The sequence below is a fragment of the Paenibacillus agaridevorans genome (assembly GCF_003112455.1).
In the GTDB taxonomy this organism is placed as follows: Bacteria; Bacillota; Bacilli; order Paenibacillales; family Paenibacillaceae; genus Pristimantibacillus; species Pristimantibacillus agaridevorans.
Genome location: NZ_BDQX01000356.1, coordinates 22,985 through 28,139 on the forward strand (window position 1 = coordinate 22,985; position 5,155 = coordinate 28,139).

Below are 5,155 nucleotides of genomic sequence, written 5' to 3' on the forward strand. Positions count from 1 at the left end.
CGCGTAATTACCTCCATACCCGATAGCACACCAACTGGCGGAGATGCTGCCAAAGCGCGTTCACGCAAATTCATCCACCCTCCATCCCATCGCCACCCCAACTACTCTCCATCCTATTTCCAACAGTCAGCCAGCTACATCTCCCGCACCTTCTTATAATACTGCATAGGCGACAGGCCGACATATTGCTTGAATACCTTGCTAAAGTGATAGGGATCCTCCAGACCGACCAGATAACCGATCTCGCCGAAGCTCATTGGCGTGGCCCGAATCAACTCCTGCGCATGCTGAATCCGGATTTTGTTGGCGTAGCGCATGATCGTCTCGCCCGTATATTCCTTGAATACGCGGTTCAAATAATCGTAGTTCGCTTCCAGCTCCGCCTGGATTTCCGTGCTTGTCAGCTTCTCGGTATAATGCTGCTGAATATAGTCGAGCAGCGCGTGTACCTTCGTAATTGCCTTCGAGCCTTTGCCGCCTTCGTTCTGCAACACGCCGAGCAAATATTCGCGGGACAGCTCGATCAGAAACTCGGAAAATCGAAGCGCGGTCACCCCTCGATTGTAATGCTTGCGCCGGTAGAGCAGCAGCAATTCGTTCATGGCGCGCATGAGCTGTTGGAAGCTGTTTTTGTCGGAGATCGTACAATGTTTGGGGAAATAATGAAGAGGCACTTGGCCGCGACCATCATCGTCATCCAGCACGTAGCTTCGGGCAAGCTCCGCAGGGTCAATCACTCTGGGCGTTGGCGTAAGTCCGGAATGCCGGAAGTGGAAAAAATAATAGTCGCAGACAGCCTTATTCGTCCCCTCGTGATCGAGTCCCGGCTCCAGCAGCAACATGTCGCCTCGCCGCAGCACGTATTCGCGGCCTTCCTCTCTCATATGAAGCTCCCCGCTTTTGATCACATACAGAACATGTTCGTCCGTATTGCGGAAGAAGTGAATCCATGGCGTACCATAAGATACGAAGCCCATTAATTCGATCTTCGGCACGCGCTCTACATTCATCTCCAGCATGTCCATCCCATCCTTACCCAGAGTATTAAAAGTCGGTTTTATACAAAAATCGTCACGATCTCACATTCCCGAATAGTCTAGCACATTCTATACTGTGGTGGAAACATGCAAGCGATATTAAGGAATGGATGGTGACTATGGAAAAGCTGAAGATCGGTGTCATCGGCATGGGAGGCATCGCCAATTATCATATTTGGGGTATCGAGAACAGTCCCGATGCGGAGCTGTTCGCTATCTGCGACGTCAATGCAAAAGCATTGGAGGAACGGGGCGAAGCGCTTGGCATTCCACAGGAAAGACGGTACTTGCGCCACGAGGAGCTTCTAGCGAACAAGGAAGTAGATGCCGTCATGATCGGCACGCCGAACAACAATCACTTTGCGGTTGCGCTTGATGCCATTCGGGCGGCCAAGCCGTTCGCGCTGGAGAAGCCGATTGCCTTGAATATGCGCGAAGCGCTCGCGCTCCGCGAGGAGCTGGCCAATAAGCCGGTTCCGCACATTGTATGTTTTTCTTATCGGTACAGGAGTGCGGCCCGTTATGCAAGGGAATTGATCCAGTCAGGCAAACTGGGGACGATCCGCCATGTGTACAGCCAATATTTGCAGGGTTGGGCGATTCCCGAGGACGTTCCGCTCTATTGGCGCTTTAGCAAGGAGCTGTCCGGCTCAGGCGCATTAGGCGATCTTGGCTCGCATATTCTCGACCTGCATCGTTTCCTGGTTGGCGAGACGACGAGCGTAGTCGGTCACGGCGATACGATCGTCCGAGAACGCAGCTTGCCTGATGGCAGCGGCAAAGGCGAGGTTGATGTAGACGACTTCTGCCATGTTCTTGGCCGCATGGAAAACGGGATCTCGTCCTCGATGGAAATTTCGCGCTTTGCTTACGGACGAGGCAATTACCAACGGATCGAAATATACGGCTCCAAGGGCTCGCTCGTCTACAGTCTCGAAGCCGAAGATACGCTGGAAGGCAACTTTGACGACGAAGAAGGCGGCTTCCGATTTCTTGACATACCGGAGTTGCATAAGGCCGAGCAGATGCAATCGTTTTTCGATCTGGTAAGGGGAAAGGACGACGGGCTAAACGCGACGATCGAGGATGGGTACATTAATCAGCGTACGATCGATGCCATTATCGAATCGTTTGCGGAAGGACGCTGGGTATCGGCGGAGTAAGAGGCTCTAGAATCAATTGGGAATCATAATAGAAGGAGGCCGTTATACCATGACGACATTAAAAGTGACGATCTGGAACGAATACAGGCACGAAAGGCAAAACGAGCATGTGGCGGGAATTTACCCGAGAGGGATCCACAATGCCATCGGCGATTACTTGCTGCAAGCGGAGAGCGTGGAGGTAACAACGGCGACGCTGGACGAGCCGGAACATGGGCTGACGGACGAGGTGCTGGCGAATACGGATGTACTGCTCTGGTGGGGTCATCTGGCGCACGGCGAAGTGCGCGATGATATTGTGGAAAAGGTGCGCGACCGCGTACTGGACGGAATGGGACTTATCGTGCTACACTCCGGGCATGCCTCCAAAATCTTCGAGCGGCTCCTTGGCACGAAGACGGGCACGCTGAAGTGGCGCGACGATGGCGAACGCGAGCGTGTCTGGGTCATCGAAAGCGGACATCCCATCGCGGAAGGGTTAGGCGACTACTTCGAAATTCCGAAGGAAGAAATGTACGGCGAACGCTTCGAAATCCCGACACCCGACGAACTCGTGTTTATCTCCTGGTTCGAAGGCGGAGAAGTGTTCCGCAGCGGCTGTACGTACCGCAGGGGCAGAGGCAAAATCTTCTACTTCCGTCCAGGCCATGAGACTTTCCCCGTCTATCATCAGTCCGAGGTGCTTAAGGTCATCGGCAATGCCGTCCGTTGGGCTGCTCCAACACAAGGCGCGGCCTCGGTAGCGGGCCGTACGGAGCCGATTGAGCAGATCGGTGTTAGCACTGCTAAATAAACGGCTGCATGTCAAAGCCCGCCCTGTCGATTCATTTCGGCCGGAGCGGGTTTTTCGTTTTGCGGAATAACAATGACAAAAAATCCACAAGCTCATTAAAGCTCTGCGGATTTGTTTTGGAACGTTGCGCTTGACTTAAGTTAATAAGCAATATATACTTACAAATAGTAAGTAACAATAAATTAAATCCAACGAAATGGGAGGTCAAGCTTCCAATGCCCCATAAATTACATCCCGGCATATCGCTGGGCGAGGTTAAGCTAAGAGTGAGCGATTTGAGCCGTTCGCTTGCATTCTATGAAGAAGTCATTGGACTTAAGCTTCTGAGGAAACAGGATGAGCGCACCGCCGAGCTGACGGTCGACGGCAAGACGACGCTGCTCGTGCTGCAAGAAGTACCGGGAGTAGTCGTTACCCCGGAACGTTCGCATAGCGGATTGTACCATTTTGCGATTCTGTTGCCGACAAGGAAGGACCTGGGCGTTACATTGAGACATCTGGTGGATAAGGGCGTGGCAATCGGCCAAGCCGATCATCTTGTCAGCGAAGCGCTATACTTGTCCGACCCGGACCAGAACGGAATCGAGATCTACAGAGACCGGCCGCGGTCCGAGTGGAATCTCAATAGTGATGGAACCGTACGGATGGCAAGCGACCCCATCGACTGGCATGGCTTGCTGGCGGAAGCGGGAAACGAGAACTGGCGCGGACTTCCCCTCGGCACAACGATGGGACATGTTCACTTCCATGTGGGAGATATGGCCAAGGCGCGTGGCTTCTATTGCGATGTACTTGGCTTCGACATTGTTGCCGATTGGATGAGAATGGGAGCTCTGTTTATCGCGGCTGGCGGCTATCATCATCATGTCGGTCTTAACCTTTGGGCGGGAGTCGGCGCTCCGCCTGTATCGGGCAAAGGAACCGGGATCGATTACTTTACGATTGTTTTGCCGGACGAAGAAGAGCTGAATAAACTGACGTCTTCCGTCACCGAAGCAGGTTACTCCTTTGAAGAGCGGCAGGATGCCGTATATCTGCGAGATCCGTTTGGTATCGGAGTAAGACTGCTGGTCTCCCGTTCATAGGTATTGTTCAAACTGGCGCAACGCATTATCAACGAAAAAAAATCAACTACGACATACGGAGGTATTATCATGGGAACATTAACAGCAACTAAGGACTTCTACACGGCAATACAAGCGAGACGTTCCATCTACGCCATCAGCAACGAACGGGTTGTTTCCGACGAACGTATTCAGGAAGTCGTTAACCATGCGGTTCAATACACGCCTTCCTCCTTCAACTCCCAGACCGCGCGCGTCGTTGTTTTGCTTGGCGAGCAGCACAATAAGCTGTGGAGCATCACGACGGATACGCTGAAAGCAATCGTGCCTGCGAATCAATTTGGTCCGACTCAGGACAAAATGAACGCATTTGGAGCGGGTTACGGCACGGTGTTGTTTTTCGAGGACACGGCGATCATTGAAGGCCTGCAGAAGCAGTTTGCAGCTTACGCGGACAACTTCCCCGTCTGGTCCAACCAATCGAACGGCATGCTGCAATACGTCATCTGGACATCGCTGGAATTGGAAGGCTTCGGCGCATCGCTGCAGCACTACAACCCGCTGATCGACGACAAGGTGAAAGCGGAGTGGGACATTCCGGCAAGCTGGAAGCTGCTGGCTCAGATGCCTTTCGGCAAAGTGACAGCTCCGGCCGGCGACAAACAAGTCCAACCGCTCTCCGAGCGCGTAAGGTTCGTGAAATAATAATTTCCTATACAGCATGCTCCGACATTAGCTCGGGGCATGCTTTTTTGGTTGTTTGTTTAGGAACAAAGGGTTCGAATGTCAGTTCAAACATCCATGGCCGGGATGTTTTTTTGTCCGACGGCGCGAATTAGAGAAAACGACCGCCATATCCTGACAAATAGAAATGTAACCCCTCGTCTTCAGCCGGCTTTATACTGTGGGAAAGCACGAATAAATGACGGGGAGGTTTGAAAAAGATATGAAAAAATCAATAAAGCGGGCAACGGCTGCGCTTGTTGCGGGAGCGGTGTTCGGGTCCTTATTGTACGCCGGCCCGACGGTGGCTGCAAATCCGTCCGACGGGAGCGCGACGGTCGGAGCGGCGGCTGCGAATCCGTCCGATGGAGGGGC

At 52.9% G+C, this 5,155-nt stretch carries 5 protein-coding genes; 4 read left to right on the top strand and 1 reads right to left on the bottom strand.

Annotated features, from left to right (window positions below):
- Positions 1-134: 134 nt before the first annotated feature.
- Positions 135-1,019, bottom strand: a complete 885-nt coding sequence (locus PAT3040_RS27455) for an AraC family transcriptional regulator (RefSeq protein ID WP_087569762.1) — start codon at positions 1,017-1,019, stop codon at positions 135-137.
- Between the two features lie 137 nt (positions 1,020-1,156).
- Here PAT3040_RS27455 and PAT3040_RS27460 point away from each other — a divergent pair, with 137 nt between their 5' ends.
- The 4 genes from PAT3040_RS27460 (at position 1,157) to PAT3040_RS27475 (ending at position 4,762) form a co-directional block, all read left to right on the top strand.
- Positions 1,157-2,200 (top strand): Gfo/Idh/MocA family protein, encoded by a 1,044-nt coding sequence (locus tag PAT3040_RS27460; RefSeq protein WP_258235189.1) that lies wholly within the window; start codon positions 1,157-1,159, stop codon positions 2,198-2,200.
- A 49-nt stretch (positions 2,201-2,249) separates the two neighbouring features.
- A complete protein-coding gene (locus PAT3040_RS27465) occupies positions 2,250-2,993 on the top strand; it encodes a ThuA domain-containing protein (protein WP_108995191.1) in 744 nt (247 codons plus the stop codon).
- A gap of 215 nt (positions 2,994-3,208) precedes the next feature.
- Positions 3,209-4,078 carry a VOC family protein gene (locus tag PAT3040_RS27470; RefSeq protein WP_108995192.1) on the top strand — a complete coding sequence of 290 codons (870 nt, stop codon included), beginning with the start codon at positions 3,209-3,211 and terminating at the stop codon, positions 4,076-4,078.
- Positions 4,079-4,147: 69 nt separating this feature from the next.
- The gene (locus tag PAT3040_RS27475; protein ID WP_108995193.1) at positions 4,148-4,762 is read left to right on the top strand and encodes a nitroreductase family protein; all 615 of its coding nucleotides are present in this window, start codon (positions 4,148-4,150) and stop codon (positions 4,760-4,762) included.
- Positions 4,763-5,155: the final 393 nt, after the last annotated feature.